Consider the following 17,949-nt stretch of genomic DNA (forward strand, 5'->3'; position numbering starts at 1 on the left):
CGGCGAGCATCATCCTCGCGATGTACTTCGCCGTCGCCGAGCGCCGCGGCATCCCGATGGCGAAGCTCGGCGGCACGATCCAGAACGACATGCTGAAGGAGTTCATCGCGCAGAAGGAGTGGATCTCGCCGCCGGTGTCCTCGGTCCGGGTCATCGTCGACATGATCGAGTTCTGCACGCAGCACGCGCCGCGCTTCCACCCGGTATCGATCAGCGGCTACCACATCCGCGAGGCGGGCTCGACGGCGGTGCAGGAGGTCGCGTTCACGCTCGCCGACGGGCTCGGCTACGTGCAGGCGGCGGTCGCGCGCGGCCTCGACGTCGACGCGTTCGCGCCCCGACTCTCCTTCTTCTTCAACGTCCACAACGATTTCCTGGAAGAGATCGCGAAGCTCCGCGCCGCACGCCGTCTCTGGGCCCGCCTCATGCGCGACCGCTTCGGCGCGCGGAACCCGCGCTCACTGATGCTGCGGACGCACGCGCAGACGGCCGGCTGCTCGCTCACCGCGCAGCAGCCGCTCAACAACGTCGTACGGGTCGCCATCCAGGCGCTCGCCGGCGTGCTTGGCGGCGTGCAGTCGCTGCACACCAACTCCATGGACGAGACGCTCGCGCTCCCGAGCGAGCAGGCCGTCATGGTGGCGCTCCGCACCCAGCAGATCATCGCCGAGGAGAGCGGCGTCACGAACACGGTCGACCCCCTCGGCGGCAGCTGGGCGATCGAGGCTCTCACGAACCGCATCGAGGCCGAGGCGCTCGACTACATCGAGCAGATCGACCGCATGGGCGGCATCGTGCGGGCGATCGAGCTCGGCTTCCCGCAGAAGGAGATCGCCGAGGCGGCGTATCGCTTTCAGCAGCAGCTCGATCGCGGCGAGAAGGTGATGGTCGGCGTGAACCGCTACCACGTCGACGAGAAGCCGGCGATCGACATCCTGCGCATCCATCACGAGGTCGAGGACACGCAGGTGGCGCGCGTGAAGGCCTTCAAGGCGGCGCGCGATCAGCAGCGTGCGACCGCACGGCTCGCCGACGTCCGCGCCGCGTGCCGCGACGGCCGGAACCTCATGCCGCTCCTCGTCGAGGCGGTGAAGGACGGGGTCACGCTCGGCGAGGTCTGCGACGTCTATCGCGACGAGTTCGGCGTCTACCGCGACCCGGCCTGGTTGTAGGTCGATGGCCGACGCTCCCCGTCTCCGCATCCTCGTCGCGAAGCCCGGCCTCGACGGCCACGACCGCGGCGCCAAGATCATCGCGCGCGCGCTCCGCGACGCCGGCATCGAGGTCATCTACACGGGCCTGCACCAGACGCCCGAGATGATCGCCGAGGCCGCAATCCAGGAGGACGTCGACGCGATCGGGCTCTCGATCCTGTCAGGCGCCCACAACACGCTCTTCCCGGCGGTCATCAAGCTCATCCGCGAGAAGGGCGGCGACGACATCGCGATCTTCGGCGGCGGCATCATCCCTGAGGAGGACATCCCGAAGCTCAAGGAAGCCGGGGTGCGCGCGATCTTCACGCCGGGGGCGACGACCGATCAGATCGTCGCCTGGGTCCGCGAGAACGTGCGGCCGCGGGCGTAGCTCGCTCGCCGTCGGCGCGAATCGCGCAGGCGACTGGAATCCTCGCCGGTGTGTGCGTCCGAGCCGGCCTCGTCGACGAAACGCTTGATGAGGGCGCTCGTGTCGAAGTAGTTCATCGACGGTCGGCGACGATCGTCCGCGACAGCGGAACGCCGCCGACGCGGACGCGGGAGACGCGACCAGCGAGCCCGCATTGCGGCGCGGTGACCTCACCCCGAGCCGCCAGCGCCGCGACCCGTGATTCCAAACTCCGCGGCGTTCCGGCCCGAAGGCTCTGCAGGACGGCGACCGGCTTGCCGCGTTCGGTCACGATGACTTCCCGATCGGCTTTGACGAGCTTCAGGTAGGTCGTCAGGCGATTCTTCAGCTCCCGCACACCGACCTCGACGGCGATGCGATCCTTCATGTAGCCACAGTAGCTACATGGAGGATCCTTGGCCAAGGCAAATGCTTCGATCGGCGCGGCGGATAGTGCCCGGTGCGAACGGTCAGGCGGCGCGGCGCGCCAACACCGTCCGCACCGCCTGCACCAGCTGCTGGCGCGTGAACGGCTTGCCGACGGAGTAGTCGGCGTCGAGCGTCGTGCTGAAGTGGGTGCCGTGATATCCGACCCGCGCGCTCACGAGCACGACCGGCAGGTCGCGGCAGATCGGGTCCGAGCGGAGGCCGTGCAGGAACTCGGTGCCGGTCATGCCGGGCATCATGATGTCGAGGACGATGCCGTCCGGGGTCGTGTGGCCGAGGATCTTGCACGCCTCCATGGCGCTCGTCGCGACGATCGTCCTGTAGCCGGCGCTTTCGAGGTAGCGCGCGCTGATGCGGGCGATGTCGGCGCAGTCGTCGATGATCAGGATGGTGGGGGTCATCATCGGGTTCCTCCGTCGGCCCGGCGAGGAGCAAGCCCGGGGCCGCGGGGTGCCGCGACCGCGCGGGCGGCGCGGACGGCGCGCGAAGGGTCCGGGACGGCGACGGTTTCGGCGCTTCGTGCTGAGGCGGTTGGGAAGGCGAGCGGCCGCACGGGCGGCGCGTGCGCGGCTGCGCGATCGTCGTCGCGTCCCGCGCGCCTGCAAGCACGCCACGACAAGTGCCGCGACAAGTGATCACGGCGTGAGGACGATCTTCAGCGCCTCGCGCCGCGCATACGCCGCGTAAGCTCCCGGCGCGTCCGCGAGGGGCGCGTGCCGGCTGACGAGCGGCGTCGGATCGAGCAGCCCGGCCGACATCATGGCGAGCACCGGATCGACGTGGGCGATCACGTTCGCCTGTCCGGTCTTCAGCGTGAGCGCCTTGATCCAGACGATGCCCATGTGGACCTGGCAGCGCTCGGAGTAGACCCCCGTCACCGAGACGGTGCCGCCGCTGCGCGCGAGCCGGCAGGCGAGGTCGAGCGCGTCGGGATGGCCGACGGCGTCGATGCAGGCGTCGGCGCCGCGGCCGCTCGTCGCCTTGCGGACGGCGGCCTTCGGGTCCTGTTCGCCGCGGTGCACGGCCTCGGCGCCGAAGCGCTCGGCCATGGCGAGGCGCTCCGGCACGTCGTCGACGGCGATCACGTGGCCCGCGCCGAGCGCGCGCGCCGCCTGCACCGCGCAGAGCCCGACGGGCCCGAGCCCGAGCACGACCACGACGTCGCCGGGGGCGACCTCGGCGCTCCGGATCGCGTGGAAGCCCGTGCCCATGACGTCACCGGCGAAGAGCGCGGCGTCGGATGAGAGTTCCGGCGGCACGCGGCGGAGCGTCAGGTCGGCGTGCGGCACGAGCACCTGCTCGGCCTGCGCGCCGGGCAGGCCGCCGAGCGTCTTGCCGTGTCCGAACACGCGGCCCTCGACGCACTTGTGGAAGTCGCGGCGCCGGCAGAAGAAGCAGCGGCCGCAGGCGGTGACGAAGCAGCCGAGCACGCGGTCACCGACCGCGACGTCGGTCACGTCGGGTCCCGCGGCCGTGATGGTGCCGACGAACTCGTGCCCGAGGATGAAGCCGGCCTCGAGCGGGATGCGGCCGTGGTAGAGGTGCAGATCGGAGCCGCAGATGCCGCTCGCTTCGACGCGGACGATGGCGTCGTCGGCGGCGCCGAGCGTCGGATCGGGGCATTCCTCGACGCGCACCTGGCCGGGCGCCTGGAACGTGACTGCCTGCACGGGAGCCTCCTCTACGCGGCGCGATCGGACGCCGTCGTGTGGTTCCGTAGCCCGCATTTCTCACCAGGTCCACGTCGCAGCAGGGACCTGGTGAGGAATGCGGGCCAGCGCACGGCGTCCGGGTTTGTCAGGTCGGACGGCGCCGGCTATGCGACCCGCATGTCCGTCCGCTTGTTCGCGCTCACGTGCGGCTGGCTCACCGGGCCGCGCGCGCTCTTCGTCGAGGGGGGGCAGGGCAGCGTGCGCGTGCCGGTGCCCGTCTTCGTGGTCGAGCATCCGCGCGGGCTCGTGCTCTTCGACAGCGGCCTGCACCGCGAGCTCCAGGACGATCCGGTCACGCGGCTCGGCGTGGCGGCGTCGCTGTTCACGCCGCACTTCGGCGCCGGCGACGACGTGGCGGCGCGGCTCGCGGCGGCCGGCCTCGACGTCGGCGCCGTGCGCTGGCTCGTGAACTCGCACCTCCACTTCGACCACGCCGGCGGCAACGTGGCCGTCCCCAACGCGAGCGTCGTCGTGCAGCGCCGCGAATGGCGGGCGGCGCACGACGAGGCGGGGATCGCCGCCAACAACTACACGCCGGGCGACTACGACACCGGGCAGCCGCGTCTCGAGGTCGACGGCGAGCACGACCTCTTCGGCGACGGGCGCGTCGTGTGCCTGCCGACGTACGGCCACACGCCAGGCCATCAGTCGCTGCTCGTGCGGCTCGACGGCGGCGATGTCGTGCTCGCGGCCGACGCCTGCTACTTTCGCGAGACTCTCGAGGAGCTGAAGCTGCCGCTCGTCGTGCACGACCCCGAAGCGATGCTGGCGTCCTTGCAGCGGCTGCGCGCGCTCGCGGCGGTGGGCACGCGGATCGTCTACGGGCACGATCCCGAGACGTGGGCGACGATGCCGCAGGCGCCGCACGCCCTCGACTGAGCGGGGCGCGTCCGATGGCGGCGCCGCTCGTCTCCGTGCTCCTGCCCGCGCGCGACGCGGCGGCGACGCTCGCGGCGAGCCTCGCGAGCGTGCGGCGCCAGCGCTTTGCCGACTGGGAGTGCGTCGTCGTGGACGACGGCTCGCTGGACGAGACCGCCGCGGTCGCGCAGCGGTTCGCGGCCGCCGACCCGCGCTTCGTCGTGGTCCCGGCGGCACGCGCGGGTCTGGTGGCGGCCTTGAACGCCGGCCTGGCGCGTTGTCGCGGGGCGTTCGTTGCCCGCATGGACGCCGACGACCTGATGCACCGCGACCGCCTCGCGGCGCAGGTCGAGGCGCTCGCGTCGTCGCCCGCGCTGGCGGCGGTCGCGGCGCACGTCCGCATCTTTCCGCGTGGCCACCTCGCCGCGGGATGGCGCGCCTACGAGCGCTGGGTGAACGGAATCGCGTCGGCGGCCGACGTGCGCGCCGAAGCGTTCGTCGAGTGTCCGGTCGTCCACCCGACGCTCACCTTCCGCCGCGCGGCGCTCGCGACGCTCGGCTACCGCGATGCCGGCTGGCCCGAGGACTACGACCTCGTTCTGCGCGCGCTGGCGCGAAACCTCGAGATCGGCGTCGTGCCGCGCCGCCTGCACGCGTGGCGCGATCGTCCGGGGCGGCTCTCGCGCACCGGGGAGGCGTACGCGCTGCCGCGCTTCACCGCGCTCAAGGCGGCGTTCCTCGCGGAGCGCTTTCTCGCGGCCTCGGACCGCTACGTGCTGTGGGGCTACGGGGGCACCGGGCGCGCCCTCCACCGGGCGCTCGCCCTCCACGGAAAGCGCGCGACGCACGTCGTCGAGGTGCATCCGGGACGCGTCGGCAACACCATCCACGGCGCGCCGGTGATCGGTCCCGACGCGCTCCGCGCGCTCCCGCCGGCGCCGATCGTGGTGTCGGTCGCGCGCAGCGGCCCGCGGGGTCTGATCCGCGCCGCGCTCGCGGACATGGGATTCCGCGAGCTCCGCGATTTCGTCTGCGCCGCGTGACTACCGGACGACGGGATCCAGCGCGGGCGCGACCTGTGGCTCGGCGTCGCCGAGCTGCTCGAGATAGGCGCGCGCGGTCGCGTTGGTCGGATCCACCGTGAGGGCGCGGCGGAGCCAACGCTGCGCCTCGTCGGGATCGCCGCCGAGCCAGCGCGGCAGCTTCACGAGCAGGGCGCCTTTGGCGGCGAGGGCCTCGGGATCGTCGGGCGCGAGCGCCAGCGTCGCCTCGATCTCGCGCCGCAGGCGGCTCACCATGCGCCAGGTCCCGAGCCCGACGCCGGCGAGGCCGGTCGCCTTGCCGAGGTTGCAGACGATCGCGTAGTGCGCGTGCGCCGAGCGGTCGTCGAGGTCGACGGCGCTTTCCGCGATCGCGAGCCCGCGCGCCAGGACCGGCAGGCGCGCTTCCGGCGGCAGCTCGTCCGCGATCGCGCAGAGCGCGATCGCGTCGTTCGCGTGCCGTTCAGCGGCGGCGCGCTCATCGAGATCCTGCGCGGCGGTGCTCGCTGTTACGACGACGGTGAGCAACGCCGCCACCGTCGTTGCGCGCACACGTCCGACGCCTTCCTCGCGGGTGCGGGGGCACGCTCGAGCTCGCCTCGGTGGCGCTGGATGGCAGCGCGTGTCCATCGTCGTGGCGCTGACTCGACGATACCGTCGTCGACGCGCTCCGACTACGCGAAAAGCGTATCGCATTGCACGGTACACCGCGTCGTCGGGTGTCGGTTTTCTGGCGGATCCGGCGGGCGTGGTCGCCGCCTGGCCGCCTTCGAGACCGGCGGGCCGTGGTTGCACGCCCGCCCGCCTTCTCTTAGCTTCCGCGCCCGTGGAGCGCCGGGACGTTGTCATCGTCGGAGGGGGACCGGCCGGATCCGCGACGGCGCTCTTCCTCCTGCGTCATGATCCCGCCCTCGCCGGACGGATCCTCCTCCTCGAGAAGGCGCGCCACCCGCGTCCGAAGGTCTGCGCCGGCGGCCTCATCCCGCACGCGCTCCAGTGTCTCGACGAGCTCGGCGTCGGCCTCAGCGTTCCGCACGTCATGGTCGACCGCGCCCGCGTGGAGGCGCCGGCCGATCGCGTCGAGGTCGAAGGGGCGCGTTTCTGCGCGGTGGTCCGCCGGGACGAGCTCGACGCCTCGCTGCTCGCCGCCGTGCGCGCGCGCGGGGTCGAGGTGCGCGAGGAGGAGAAGGTCGTGGCGCTCGGGCGCGTCGCGGCCGGCGTCGAGGTGGCGACGACGCGCGCCACGTACGTCGCCCCGATCGTCGTCGGCGCGGACGGCTCCGGAAGCCTGGTGCGGCGCCGCCTCGTCGACGCGTCGGGGCGGCGCGAGGAGGTCGCGCGCGCGGTCATGGCCGACGTGCCGGTTGGCCCGGGCGCGAGCCGGTGGGACGGCCACGCGCGCGCCCGCTACGACTTCGACTTCCGCGCCGTGCCCCGCGGGCTCGCCGGGTACGCGTGGGCGTTCCCCTGCCTCATCGACGGCGCGCCGCACGTGAACGCGGGCGTCTACGCGTGGCGGCGGACGCGGATCGATGTGCGGGCGCTCCTGCGCGAGCTGCAAGCCGAGCTCGGAGGCGCGCCGATCCGGCACCAGGCGGCGCCGATCCGTTGCTACGGCAAGGCGCCGTTCGTGGCGCCGCACGTGCTCCTGGTGGGTGATGCGGCGGGCGTCGAGCCGCTCATGGGGGAGGGCATCTCGTTCGCGCTCGAGTACGGCCGGTGGGCGGCGGCGGAGGTCGCGGCAGCGCTCGGCGCCCGGGACTACGCCTTCGCGGCGTCCGAGGCGCGCTTCCGGCGCGACTGGGTCGGGCGAAAGCTCCACCGGCTCGGGCAGGCGGCGACCATGTTCTACGGACCCGGCGCGCGTCTCTGGCTCGGGATCGCGGCCCGCTGGCGGGGAGCCCAGGAGGTCGGGCTCCGCTGGTACAACGGCGTCGAAGGATGGGATCGCCGCACCGGATGGGACGCCTTCACTACGGCGGTGCGGTGGTCGATCGCGCACGCCCTCCGCGCCTAACCCCGCGGACCGCCGGTTGCCTGCCGTCGGCACGTGGTGCATTAGGGTACGTCGCGATTCGCCAATCCCCACGCTTCGGAGGAGGCCCCTATGCACAAGCCCGTGATCGTCGCCGCCACTCGTACGGCCATCGGAACGTTCGGCGGAACCCTCGCCCAGACCCCCGCGCCCGAGCTCGCCGCGATCGTCATCCGCGAGGCGCTGCGCCGCGCCGGAAACGTCCCGGGCGACCAGGTCGACGAGGTCATCCTCGGGAACGTGCTCGCCGCCGGCCTCGGCTTGAACCCGGCCCGCGTCGCGTACCTGAAGGCGGGCATTCCGAAGGAGGTTCCGGGGTACACCATCAACAAGGCGTGCGGCTCGGGGCTGAAGGCGGTCGCGCTCGCGGCCCAGTCGGTCGCCTCGGGCGACGCCGAGATCGTCGTCGCGGGCGGCATGGAGAACATGAGCGCCGCCCCCTACCTCCTCACCAAGGCGCGCACCGGCTACCGCATGGGCCACGACCAGATCATCGACTCGATGATCAACGACGGCCTCACCTGTCCGATCACCTTCACCCACATGGGCATCACCGCCGAGAACGTCGCGACCAAGTACGAGATCCCGCGCGCCGAGCAGGACGAGTTCGCGATCGAGAGCCAGGCGAAGACCGCGGCGGCGATCAAGGGGGGCAAGTTCAAGGAGGAGATCGTCGCGGTCGAGATCCCGGCGAAGAAGGGCGATCCCATCAAGTTCGAGACCGACGAGCACCCGCGCGAGAGCGCGCCGGACAAGGTCGCGGCGCTGAAGCCCGCGTTCAAGAAGGACGGCTCCGTCACGGCGGCGAGCGCCTCGGGCATCAACGACGGCGCGGCGGCGGTCGTGGTCATGTCGGAGGAGCGCGCGAAGAAGCTCGGCCTTCCCGTCCTCGCGCGCATCCGCGCCGCCGCAGCGGCGGGCGTCGACCCGGCCATCATGGGCATGGGTCCCTGGCCGGCCTCCGAGAAGGCGCTCAAGAAGGCCGGGCTCCGCAAGGAGGAGATCGACCTCTGGGAGCTGAACGAGGCCTTCGCCGCGCAGTCGCTCGGCGTGCTCCGCGAGCTCCGCATTCCGAAGAACCGCGTCAACGTGAACGGCGGCGCGATCGCCCTCGGTCACCCGATCGGCGCGAGCGGCGCCCGCATCCTCGTCACCCTGATCCACGCCATGAAGGACCGCGACGCGAAGCTCGGCCTCGCGTCGCTCTGCATCGGCGGCGGGCAGGGCATCGCGATGATCATCGAGCGCTGAGGCGCTACCGGTCGGTTCGTGGCGGTCGCGGCGTTCTTCGACATCGACGGCACGTTGATCGCGAAGAACACCGGACCGCTGTACATGAAGTTCCTCCGCCAGCGCGGGGAGATACGGCGGCGCGATGCGGCACGGACCGTCTACCTCTTCCTCCGCTACAAGCTCGGGCTCCTCGACATCGAGCGCGCGGCGGCGAGCTCGAGCGGGTGGATCCGCGGACGCAGCGAAGAGGCGGTCGCCCGGCACTGCCGCGTGTGGTACCGCGACATGGTGCGCCAGTACCTGCAGCCGACGCTGGTGCGACGCGTGCGCGAGCATCGCGAGGCGGGACACGTCGTGGCGTTGCTCTCGAGCTCGACGCCGTACCTCGCGACGCCGCTGGCCGAGGATCTCGGCATCGAACACATGCTGGTGTCGCGTCTGGTGATCGAGGACGGCCGCTTCACGGGTGAGGTCCATCGGCCCATCTGCTACGGCGCCGGCAAGATCCACTGGGCGCGGCGGTTCGCCGAGGAGCACGGGATCGATCTCGCCGCGAGCTGGTTCTATACGGATTCGGTGACGGATCTCCCGATGCTCGAGATCGTCGGGCATCCCGAGATCGTGAATCCCGATCCGCGCCTCCGCCGTCAGGCGCGCAGGCGCGGTTGGCCCGTCATGCACGTGAGCGTGCGCGACGCGCCGGAGGAGGCGAGCGCGGGACCATGACGAGGCGGAGACGGAAGCGGGGCGGGGCGACGTGGTGGACGATCGTGCTGGCGATCGCGGCGGCCGGGATGCTTGCGTGGTGGTTCTCCGCGCGCCGCGCCGAGACTCCGGGCCTGCCCGCGAGCCAACCGGGGGCGCGCGCGCTGTCGGAGGCGCCCGGCGGCCCGCGCGCGGGGCAACCCGACGAGCACGGGCACGACGAGATCACGGGCGACGAGAAGGCGGAGCTCGAGCGTCTGATCCGCGAGCGGGGCGCCGCGAGCCCCTGGCACTGACGCGGTCCCGAGCGTGACGGACGATCTCGGTCGCGAGGTGGCGCTGCCGGAAGCGCCACGACGGATCGTGTCGCTCGTCCCGAGCCTCACGGAGACGCTCTTCGCGCTTGGCGCGGGGCCGGCGCTCGTCGGCGTCACGCGCTGGTGCGAGGAGCCGGCGCGCGAGGTCGCGGCGTTGCCGAAGGTCGGGGGGACCAAGAACCCCGACGTCGAGGCGATCGCGGCGCTCGCGCCGGACGTCGTCGTCCTGAACGCCGAGGAGAACCGCCGCGAGGACTTCACCGCCCTCACCGACCTCGGGATCGCGTGCTTCGTCACCGAGCCGAAGACGATCCACGACGGCATCCGTCTGATCGCGCGGTTGGGCGCGCTCGTCGGGCGCATCGACGCCGGCGCGGCGATCGCCGCCGAGCAGGAGCGCCGGGTGCGCGCGCTCGTCGCCGCGGTCGCGGGTCGGCCGCCGGCACGCTACTTCTGCCCGATCTGGCGAAAACCCTGGATGTCGTTCAACGCCGACACCTACGCGCACGACATGCTGCGGGCCGCCGGCGGCGCGAACGTGTGCGCGGCGGCGCGCGAGCGGTACCCGACCGTGACGCTGGCGGAGATCGCCGCGGCGGCGCCCGAGGTCGTGTTGTTGCCCGACGAGCCCTACCGCTTCACCGAGAAGGACCGTCCGGCGCTGGCGCCACTCGCCGGCACGCCGGCGTTCCGGCTCGGCCGCGTACACTTCGTCGACGGGAAGGCGCTCGCGTGGTACGGGCCGCGCATCGCCGACGGTCTCACACGTTTCGCGGCGATCTTTTCCGATGCACGCTGACGTTTCGTGGTGACTTTCGCGCGGACGGGGTCTATACACTCCCTCCCCCGGGGGTGGTGACGATGGCTTCGATCGAGGAGAATCTCCGCAAGATTCCGCCGCAGAACCTCGAAGCCGAGGAATCGGTGCTGGGCGGCATCCTCCTCGACAACCACGCCTGCAATCTCGTCCTGCCGATCCTGCGCTCGGAGCATTTCTACCGGGAAGCGCACCGCAAGATCTTCACCGCGATGGTCGGCCTGAACGAGAACGGCGCGCCGGTCGACATCGTGACGCTCACCGAGGCGCTCCGTCAGCGTGGCCAGCTCCAGGACGTCGGCGGCGCCACCTTCATCGCCGAGCTCGCGAACCGCGTGCCGACGGCGGCCAACGCCGAGCACTACGCCAAGATCGTCCGTGAGAAGGCGATCCTGCGCGGCCTCATCTCCACGGCCACCGAGATCGCGACCGAGGCCTACGGCAACCAGACCGACGTCGAGAAGTTCGTCGACATCGCCGAATCGAAGATCTTCGCGATCGCCGAGCAGAAGGTGACGACGGAGTTCTACCCGATCGGCGACCTCCTGCCGCCCGCCATCAAGGAGATCGAGAAGCTCTTCGACCGCAAGGAGATGGTGACCGGCGTGCCGACCGGCTTCCACGATCTCGACCGGATGAGCTCCGGCATGCACCCCGGCGACCTCATCATCGTCGCCGGGCGTCCCGGCATGGGCAAGACCGCACTGGCCCTCAACATCGGCACCAGCGCCGCGCAGCAGGCCGGCATCGGCGTCGCCATCTTCTCGCTCGAGATGTCGAAGGAGCAGCTCGTGCTCCGCATGCTCTGCTCCGAGGCGCTGGTGAACTACCAGGACGTGCGCTCGGGGCGGCTCCACGAGAAGGATTTCGCGAAGCTCGCGAGTGCCGCCGGCGCGCTCCACCAGTCGGTGATCTACATCGACGACGCGGCGGGCCTGTCGGTGCTGGAGCTCCGCGCCAAGGCCCGGCGCCTGAAGCGCGAGATCCACGCCCGCGGCGGACGCCTCGGGCTCATCGTCATCGACTATATGCAGCTCATGCGCGGGTCCGGCCGCACCGATTCGCGCGAGCAGGAGATCTCGGAGATCTCGCGCTCGCTGAAGGCCCTCGCCAAACAGCTCGAGCTCCCGGTCATCGCGCTCTCGCAGTTGAACCGGCGCGTCGAGGAGAAGGGCGCGGACCGCCGGCCGGTCATGGCCAACCTCCGCGAGTCCGGCGCGATCGAGCAGGACGCCGACATGATCCTCTTCGTCTACCGCGAGGCCGCGTACAACAAGGAGCTCGGGCCCGAGGAGGAGCGCGAGGCCGAGATCATCATCGGCAAACAGCGCAACGGTCCGACCGGCACGGTGAACGTGACCTTTCGCAAGGAGTTCATGCGCTTCGCCGATCGCGCCCTCTCGAGCGACGAGGCCTACGAGCACAGCTCGCCGTTCAGCGAGCGCGACTACGACATGCCGGAGATTTAGCAGGATGCTGCACGGAGATCCGGCGGCGCTCTACCGCTCGAGCAGCGCCAGGAGCTCGGCGGTTGCGCGTTCGACGTCCGGCGCGCGCGCGAGCGCGCCGATCACCGCGACTGCGTCGGCGCCCGCGGCGAGCACGGCGGGCGCGGTCGCGGCGGTGATGCCGCCGATCGCGACCAGGGGGATGGTCGTGAGCGTGCGCGCGTTCTTCAAGCGCTCGCAGCCGAGCACGGGATCCGCGGTGCGCTTGCTGGTCGTCGCGTAGATCGGCCCGAAGGCGAGGTAGTCGGCGGCTGCGCGGCGCGCGTCGGCGAGCTGGGTCTCGCTGTGGGTCGAGAACCCGACCAGGCGACCCGGCTCGAGCACGGCGCGGGCCGCGGCGACCGGGAGGTCTTCCTGACCGAGATGCACTCCATCGGCGCCGCACGCGCGCGCGACGTCGGCGCGGTCGTTCACGATGAAGGTCGCGCCAGCGGCGGCGGTGAGCTCGCGCACTCGCTCCGCGGCCGCCAGGAGATCGCCGGTGGCGGCGGTCTTGAGGCGGAGCTGGAGCAGGCGCGCGCCGCCGGCCACCATGGCGCGCGCGAGCGCGACCGGATCCCGCCCGGTGTCGAGCGGATCGACGATCGCGTAGAGCCTCGAGGGCAGCGTCACGAGCCGCCGCGCGGGACGGGGATGCCGAGCGCGGTCAGCTTCTTCCGGAGCGTGTTCCGGTTGATGCCGAGGAGGTCCGCCGCGCGCAGCTGGTTGCCGCCGGTCTGCTCGAGCACGAGCTCGATGAGGGGTCGTTCGACCGCCGCGACCACGGCGGCGTGCAGGTCCTTGCCGGGACGACTCGGGTCGTTCACCAGGGCGGCGACGGCGCTGCGCAGAGTCTCGGCGAGGGAGCCGGCGAGCGCGGGCGGGGGCGCCGCCTCGGGGAGCTGCAGGTCGGCCTCGGTCAGCGTCTGTCCCGGCGCCAGCACGGCGGCGCGCACGAGCGTGTTCTCGAGCTCCCGGACGTTCCCCTGCCAGGGATGGCGGACGAGCAGCGCCTCGGCCTCCGGCGTGATGCCGCTGATATCGGTGCCCATCTCCGCGTTGGTCTTCGCGAGGAAGTGGCGGATGAGCTGCGGGATGTCGCCGCGGCGCTCGCGGAGCGGCGGCACCGCGATCGGGACGACCTTCAGGCGGAAATAGAGGTCCTCGCGAAAGCGTCCCTCGCGGACGGCGCGCTCGAGCCCTTGGTTGGTCGCGGCGATGATGCGAGCGTCGGCCTTGATGACGGCCGCGCCGCCGACCCGGCTGAACTCCTTCTCCTGGAGCACGCGCAGGAGCTTCACCTGCAGCTCGATCGGCATGTCGCCGATCTCGTCGAGGAAGAGGGTGCCGCCGGCGGCGGTCTCGAAGCGGCCGATCCGGCGCTCGTTGGCCCCCGTGAAGGCGCCGCGCTCGTGGCCGAAGATCTCGCTCTCGAGGAGGTCGCGCGGGATCGCCGAGCAGTTGAGCGCCACGAACGGTCCGCTCCAGCGCGGCGAGTGCGCGTGGATGGCGCGCGCGATCAGCTCCTTGCCGGTGCCGCTCTCGCCTTCGATGAGGACCGTCGCGTCGCTGTTCGCGAGCCGGCCGATCGTCTTGAAGATCTCCTGCATCGCGGGGCTCGTGCCGATCAGGGTGACGCCGGGCTCGTAGCGGCCGGCGACCTCGGTGCGGATGCGGCCGACGGTGTCCTTGAGCTTGTGCATCTCGGAGGCGCGCATGACGAGCGTCCGCGCCTCGTCGAGATCGAAGGGCTTGGTGAGGTAGTTGAAGGCGCCGCGCTTCATCGCCTCGATCGCGTTCGCCATCGTATTCTGCGCGGTGATGACGATCACGATCACGGGTGTCCCGACCTCGCGGACGCGTTGCAGCACGTCGAGCCCGCTCATGTGCGGCATGCGGACGTCGAGGATGGCGACGTCGAACGCGCCGCCGATCAGCCGCGCGAGCGCCTCGTCGCCCGTGCTCGCCACCTCCACCTCGTGGCCCGCCTGCGTGAGCGCGGTCGAGAGGACGAGGCGAATCGACTCTTCGTCGTCCGCGATCAGGACCCGCGCCATCAGCTCGACTCCCCGGGCATCGCGACCGGGAGGCTCACGCGAAAGCGCGTCCAGCGCCCGGGCTCGCTCTCGACGCGCAAGAGGCCGCCGTGCTGCGCCACCAGGCGGTCACTCACGGCGAGTCCGAGGCCGGTGCCTTTGTTCTTGGTGGTGAAGAACGGCGTGAAGATGCGTTCATGGTCTTCGGGCTCGATGCCCGGCCCGCTGTCCTCGACCTCGACCGAGAGGTACTGACGGCTCCGGCCCTGACCAGCGGTGCGGACGTGGAAGTCCGTCTCCATGCGGGTGGTGATCGTGAGCGTCCCCCGGCGTTCCATCGCTTCGAGCGCGTTCTTGACGAGGTTCAGGAACACCTGGCGGATCCGCGCCTCGTCGGCCCAGACGTCCGGCAAGCTCGGGTCGAAGTTCAAGCGGACGGTGAGCTTGTTGGCGGCGGCGGCGCGCTCGAGGGTCAGCACTTCCTGCAACAGGCGGTGGATGTTGACCGCGCCGAGCCGGAGCCGAGGCGGCCGGGTGAGCTCGAGGAGCTGCTCGAGCAGGTTCGAGACCCGATCGACCTCGCGCGTGATGAGCGAGGTGAAGCGCAGTCCCTCGGGATCCGCCTTCAGCGTGTCCGCGAGGAGCTGGGCCGCACCCTTGATGCCGCCGAGCGGGTTCTTGATCTCGTGGGCCAGACCCGCGGCGACCGCCGCGAGCTCGCCGACCCGGCTGCCGCGCTCGCCGGTGTCCGTGAGCGCGCGCGTCGCGACGACGTCGTGGAGGACCAGCATGCTCCCGACGGTCATGCCTTCGCTGTCGATCACCGGAGACGCCGTGAGGCGCACCGTCGCGCGCCGTCCGAACGGCGCGGCGAGCTCGCCGCTGTCGGCGACGCGCCGGCCCTCACCGTGGAGGAACGCCGTGATCCGTTCCGCGAGCCAGTGGTGGCCGGCGAACATCTGGATCGCCGGCTTGCCGCCCGCGTGCTTTGCCGAGACCGCGGTCAGGTCTTCGGCGCCGGGGCTCATGAAGACGACGCGCCCGGCGGTGTCGAGAAGGATCAGGCCGTCGCCGAGACTCGCGAGGACGTCTTCGGCGTACTTGTTCAGGAACTGTTCGGCGGGGGCCGCGGCGGTTTGGGGGTCGAGGTCGACCACGCGGTGGCGCGCTGGATCGCTCATGACTCGAAGGGCGCACGCTATCACGGCCCGTTGCGTCCCGCACCGGGATGGGGGGCGGTTTGACACCCGTTCCGACGGCTCCTAGCTTCGCGCTCCGTGTCGGCGTTTCGGATCGGGCAGGGCTACGACATCCATCCCCTCGCGAGCGGCCGTCGCCTCGTACTCGGCGGGGTCGAGATCCCGCACGATCGCGGCCTTGCGGGGCATTCGGACGCGGATGCGGTCCTCCATGCGGTGACGGACGCGCTGCTCGGCGCGCTCGGCGCGGGGGACATCGGGCGGCACTTCTCCGATCGCGATCCGCGCCACCGGGATCGGCCGAGCCGCGAGTTCGTCGCCGAGACGATGGCGATGGTGCGCGCCCGGGGGTGGCGCGTCGCGAACGTCGACGTGACGGTGCACGCGGAGGCGCCGAAGCTCGCGCCATACCTCGACGCCATGCGGACGATCCTCGCCGAGCTTCTCGGCGTCGCGTCCGACGCCGCCAACGTGAAGGCGACGCGCGGCGAGGGGCTCGGCGCGATCGGCCGCGCCGAGGGGATCGCGGCGCAGGCGGCGGTCCTGCTCGAGAGAGCGTGACGCCGGGCATAGAGCCAATCCCACACGGTGCCGCGGCCGGCGGCACCGTGTGGGACAGGCTCTCAGTCGTCGCCCGAGTCGCCGCCGCCGGCGTCGTCGTCGAAGGATCCCGACGCCATCTCCTCCGCCATCTCGTCGACGTCGCCGCCACCGCCGACCTCGTCGCCCATCTCGCGGTTCATCTTCTTCATCCAGCGCGCGACGCTCGCGGGGTCGTTCTCGTCGAGTCCGCTCAGGCTCGACGGGTCGGTGAGCGACTCGAGCCGTGACTCCTCCGAGCGACCCATCGCGAAGCGCGACATCACGCGCTCGAGCGTGCGGGCGCCGCAGCGGTCGCACACCTCGTCGACGGTCTCGCTGGCGCGCAACGTGAGGATCGTGACGCGCTTCTTGCAGCTCGTGCAGCGGTACTCGTAGAGCGGCATCGGGCCGCACCTTGCGACGATCGACGCCGACGCGCAAGCGCGACGCATTGCGGCCGCGACCCCTCTACGACGGCGACGCAGGCGGGCCGCTGCCGGGGGAATACGAATCCGCGGCGCGCCGGCGTCGCATGCATCGCACGCCGAGCCGGCAGAGGTGCCTCATTGTGGAGCGGAGCTTCGCGACCCAGGGCATGTTTTCTCTTGGAGGGCGAGTGTCCGTACGCTAAGGAACACCTGCCGCCAGTCGGTCGAGATCCGTCGTGACGCAAGTTCGGAGTCGTTCCTGGTGGGACGTCTTGTAGTCACATTCGCAGTCGGAGCTGCCCTCGCGTTCCTCACGGGCACGAACGTGGCCGGAGAGGCGCGGCCGAGCTTCGAGTTTCGGCCCGGCGTCATCGTGGATCCGAACCGGCGCCTCGTGTATGCGATGCGCCCCGAGAAGGGCGTCCAAGCAATCGACGTGGTCACGGGCAAGGTCGTCTGGACGTCCGAGGCGGGAGACAAGCCGCTCGGCGTCCTGCGCGGCCGCCTGGTCGTGCAAGCGGACACGCCCGATCGATCCGCCGCGCTGCGGATCGTGATCCTCGAGGCGGGCGACGGCACGATGCGTTCGCAGGCGGAGGCCATGCTGCCGGCCGAGGTCCGTCCCGCCATCGACGAGACGCCGACGTCCAGTTTCGCGACGAGAGGGTGGCAGCGCGCCGGAAAGGTATTTGTGTCGTGGGCGTTCTCGCGCCGGGTGCCGAGCGGCGTGGACACGGGCATGAGCGCGACCCAGCTTCACGGCGTCGTGGCGGTCGACGTGGCGACCGGCCGGGTCGAAACGCGCGAGCGCGAAGCTCACGACGAGACGGTGCCGTTCTCGGCCCCCGTCCGCCACGCGATGGCGGCCGGGAAGATCCCCCGAGCGCCATGGCGGACGGGAACGCTCCTCACGGCCACTGTCCGCGCGCACGACGGCGGCAACCGCACCGTGCTCGAGCGATGGCGCGCCGATACCGGCGAGGTGCTGCCGGACGTGGTGTTGTTTCGCGACGAGGACCGCTGGTCCGTTCGCTACCCTTCGGCGGACGGCGTGCACCTGCTGGTCAGCCGCCCGACCGGCAACGCCGACGGCTCGTACACGTGGCGATTTTTTTCCCTGGAAACCGGAAGTCACATCGCCGACGTGACGGGCAGCGGACCCGGAGCACGGTTCTTCATTGCCGACGCGACTCTCGTTCATGACGTGCGGCGGTCGGGTCGACTGGTCGGCGCTCGCTTCATCGGCGAGCAGCCGCTCAGCCTGCGGGGCGTCCGACTCGCTGACGGCTCCGAGGTCTGGTCCCAACGCCTCCGGGACACGACGCTCCCCACTGATCAACAGTACCCACCCACGACCGGGCAACCGACCGGCGTGGATTCACCGCGGTGACGCATTGGACAGCCACCGGGCCACGCCGCTGGCGCGGCCGGCATGGCTCCAGCACTGGAGG

Annotated in this window: 20 protein-coding genes; 12 read left to right on the forward strand and 8 right to left on the reverse strand. The window is 71.4% G+C overall.

Annotated elements, in window-relative coordinates; genetic code table 11:
• A partial coding sequence (locus tag IT293_15175) for a methylmalonyl-CoA mutase (GenBank protein MCC6765997.1) occupies positions 1–1,172 on the forward strand: 1,172 nt, incomplete at its 5' end.
• A gap of 4 nt (positions 1,173–1,176) precedes the next feature.
• A complete protein-coding gene (locus tag IT293_15180; protein MCC6765998.1) occupies positions 1,177–1,584 on the forward strand; it encodes a cobalamin B12-binding domain-containing protein in 408 nt (135 codons plus the stop codon).
• Between the two features lie 112 nt (positions 1,585–1,696).
• Here the strand turns inward: IT293_15180 and IT293_15185 are convergent, their stop codons facing one another.
• The 3 genes from IT293_15185 to IT293_15195 form a co-directional block, all read right to left on the reverse strand.
• The gene (locus IT293_15185) at positions 1,697–1,990 is read right to left on the reverse strand and encodes a type II toxin-antitoxin system Phd/YefM family antitoxin (protein MCC6765999.1); all 294 of its coding nucleotides are present in this window, start codon (positions 1,988–1,990) and stop codon (positions 1,697–1,699) included.
• Positions 1,991–2,072: 82 nt separating this feature from the next.
• Positions 2,073–2,453: a response regulator gene (locus IT293_15190; protein ID MCC6766000.1), complete on the reverse strand. Its 381-nt coding sequence runs from the start codon at positions 2,451–2,453 to the stop codon at positions 2,073–2,075.
• A gap of 231 nt (positions 2,454–2,684) precedes the next feature.
• Positions 2,685–3,719, reverse strand: coding sequence for an alcohol dehydrogenase catalytic domain-containing protein (locus IT293_15195; GenBank protein MCC6766001.1), 1,035 nt, complete (start codon positions 3,717–3,719; stop codon positions 2,685–2,687).
• A gap of 159 nt (positions 3,720–3,878) precedes the next feature.
• On the opposite strand from IT293_15195, the gene IT293_15200 reads away from it, so the two are divergent.
• Positions 3,879–4,640, forward strand: coding sequence for an N-acyl homoserine lactonase family protein (locus tag IT293_15200; GenBank protein MCC6766002.1), 762 nt, complete (start codon positions 3,879–3,881; stop codon positions 4,638–4,640).
• Positions 4,641–4,654: 14 nt separating this feature from the next.
• On the forward strand, positions 4,655–5,662 hold the full coding sequence (locus IT293_15205) for a glycosyltransferase family 2 protein (protein MCC6766003.1): 1,008 nt from the start codon (positions 4,655–4,657) through the stop codon (positions 5,660–5,662).
• Here the strand turns inward: IT293_15205 and IT293_15210 are convergent, their stop codons facing one another.
• Positions 5,663–6,211: a hypothetical protein gene (locus tag IT293_15210; GenBank protein ID MCC6766004.1), complete on the reverse strand. Its 549-nt coding sequence runs from the start codon at positions 6,209–6,211 to the stop codon at positions 5,663–5,665.
• A 274-nt stretch (positions 6,212–6,485) separates the two neighbouring features.
• Between IT293_15210 and IT293_15215 the strand changes: the two genes are divergently transcribed.
• The 6 genes from IT293_15215 (at position 6,486) to dnaB (ending at position 12,235) form a co-directional block, all read left to right on the forward strand.
• Positions 6,486–7,676: an FAD-dependent monooxygenase gene (locus tag IT293_15215; protein ID MCC6766005.1), complete on the forward strand. Its 1,191-nt coding sequence runs from the start codon at positions 6,486–6,488 to the stop codon at positions 7,674–7,676.
• Between the two features lie 90 nt (positions 7,677–7,766).
• Complete coding sequence (locus IT293_15220) at positions 7,767–8,945, forward strand: acetyl-CoA C-acetyltransferase (protein ID MCC6766006.1); 1,179 nt, start codon at positions 7,767–7,769, stop codon at positions 8,943–8,945.
• Positions 8,946–8,963: 18 nt separating this feature from the next.
• Positions 8,964–9,653 carry an HAD family hydrolase gene (locus IT293_15225; protein MCC6766007.1) on the forward strand — a complete coding sequence of 230 codons (690 nt, stop codon included), beginning with the start codon at positions 8,964–8,966 and terminating at the stop codon, positions 9,651–9,653.
• A complete protein-coding gene (locus tag IT293_15230) occupies positions 9,650–9,928 on the forward strand; it encodes a hypothetical protein (GenBank protein MCC6766008.1) in 279 nt (92 codons plus the stop codon). The genes IT293_15225 and IT293_15230 overlap by 4 nt, the downstream gene beginning before the upstream one ends.
• Before the next feature lie 13 nt (positions 9,929–9,941).
• Positions 9,942–10,748 (forward strand): cobalamin-binding protein, encoded by an 807-nt coding sequence (locus IT293_15235; protein MCC6766009.1) that lies wholly within the window; start codon positions 9,942–9,944, stop codon positions 10,746–10,748.
• Positions 10,749–10,810: 62 nt separating this feature from the next.
• Positions 10,811–12,235, forward strand: coding sequence for a replicative DNA helicase (gene dnaB / locus IT293_15240; protein ID MCC6766010.1), 1,425 nt, complete (start codon positions 10,811–10,813; stop codon positions 12,233–12,235).
• Positions 12,236–12,265: 30 nt separating this feature from the next.
• On the opposite strand, the gene thiE is transcribed toward dnaB, so the two are convergent.
• Genes thiE through IT293_15255 form a run of 3 tightly spaced genes read right to left on the reverse strand, consistent with a single transcriptional unit; the run spans position 12,266 to position 15,470 of the window.
• A complete protein-coding gene (gene thiE / locus IT293_15245; GenBank protein ID MCC6766011.1) occupies positions 12,266–12,859 on the reverse strand; it encodes a thiamine phosphate synthase in 594 nt (197 codons plus the stop codon).
• Positions 12,860–12,882: 23 nt separating this feature from the next.
• On the reverse strand, positions 12,883–14,310 hold the full coding sequence (ntrC, locus tag IT293_15250; GenBank protein MCC6766012.1) for a nitrogen regulation protein NR(I): 1,428 nt from the start codon (positions 14,308–14,310) through the stop codon (positions 12,883–12,885).
• Entirely contained in the window at positions 14,310–15,470 is a 1,161-nt protein-coding gene (locus tag IT293_15255) for a PAS domain-containing protein (protein MCC6766013.1), read from the reverse strand. Before IT293_15255 ends, ntrC begins: the two co-directional genes overlap by 1 nt.
• A 96-nt stretch (positions 15,471–15,566) precedes the next feature.
• On the opposite strand from IT293_15255, the gene IT293_15260 reads away from it, so the two are divergent.
• Positions 15,567–16,049 (forward strand): 2-C-methyl-D-erythritol 2,4-cyclodiphosphate synthase, encoded by a 483-nt coding sequence (locus IT293_15260; protein ID MCC6766014.1) that lies wholly within the window; start codon positions 15,567–15,569, stop codon positions 16,047–16,049.
• Between the two features lie 62 nt (positions 16,050–16,111).
• On the opposite strand, the gene IT293_15265 is transcribed toward IT293_15260, so the two are convergent.
• Positions 16,112–16,474 (reverse strand): zinc ribbon domain-containing protein, encoded by a 363-nt coding sequence (locus IT293_15265; GenBank protein MCC6766015.1) that lies wholly within the window; start codon positions 16,472–16,474, stop codon positions 16,112–16,114.
• Positions 16,475–16,823: 349 nt separating this feature from the next.
• Here IT293_15265 and IT293_15270 point away from each other — a divergent pair, with 349 nt between their 5' ends.
• The gene (locus tag IT293_15270; protein ID MCC6766016.1) at positions 16,824–17,888 is read left to right on the forward strand and encodes a hypothetical protein; all 1,065 of its coding nucleotides are present in this window, start codon (positions 16,824–16,826) and stop codon (positions 17,886–17,888) included.
• The last annotated feature ends 61 nt before the right edge of the window (positions 17,889–17,949 follow it).

It is taken from the genome of Deltaproteobacteria bacterium (assembly GCA_020848745.1).
In the GTDB taxonomy this organism is placed as follows: domain Bacteria; phylum Desulfobacterota; class Binatia; order UTPRO1; family UTPRO1; genus UTPRO1.

Excerpts from the sequence above, each read along its gene's own strand:
- IT293_15185 (MCC6765999.1), bottom strand. The coding sequence starts at position 1,990 with ATGAAGGATCGCATCGCCGTCGAGGTCGGTGTGCGGGAGCTGAAGAAT.
- IT293_15220 (MCC6766006.1), top strand. The coding sequence starts at position 7,767 with ATGCACAAGCCCGTGATCGTCGCCGCCACTCGTACGGCCATCGGAACG.
- IT293_15200 (MCC6766002.1), top strand. The coding sequence starts at position 3,879 with ATGTCCGTCCGCTTGTTCGCGCTCACGTGCGGCTGGCTCACCGGGCCG.
- IT293_15190 (MCC6766000.1), bottom strand. The coding sequence starts at position 2,453 with ATGATGACCCCCACCATCCTGATCATCGACGACTGCGCCGACATCGCC.
- ntrC (MCC6766012.1), bottom strand. The coding sequence starts at position 14,310 with ATGGCGCGGGTCCTGATCGCGGACGACGAAGAGTCGATTCGCCTCGTC.
- IT293_15255 (MCC6766013.1), bottom strand. The coding sequence starts at position 15,470 with ATGAGCGATCCAGCGCGCCACCGCGTGGTCGACCTCGACCCCCAAACC.
- IT293_15205 (MCC6766003.1), top strand. The coding sequence starts at position 4,655 with ATGGCGGCGCCGCTCGTCTCCGTGCTCCTGCCCGCGCGCGACGCGGCG.
- dnaB (MCC6766010.1), top strand. The coding sequence starts at position 10,811 with ATGGCTTCGATCGAGGAGAATCTCCGCAAGATTCCGCCGCAGAACCTC.
- IT293_15265 (MCC6766015.1), bottom strand. The coding sequence starts at position 16,474 with ATGCCGCTCTACGAGTACCGCTGCACGAGCTGCAAGAAGCGCGTCACG.
- IT293_15180 (MCC6765998.1), top strand. The coding sequence starts at position 1,177 with ATGGCCGACGCTCCCCGTCTCCGCATCCTCGTCGCGAAGCCCGGCCTC.
- IT293_15230 (MCC6766008.1), top strand. The coding sequence starts at position 9,650 with ATGACGAGGCGGAGACGGAAGCGGGGCGGGGCGACGTGGTGGACGATC.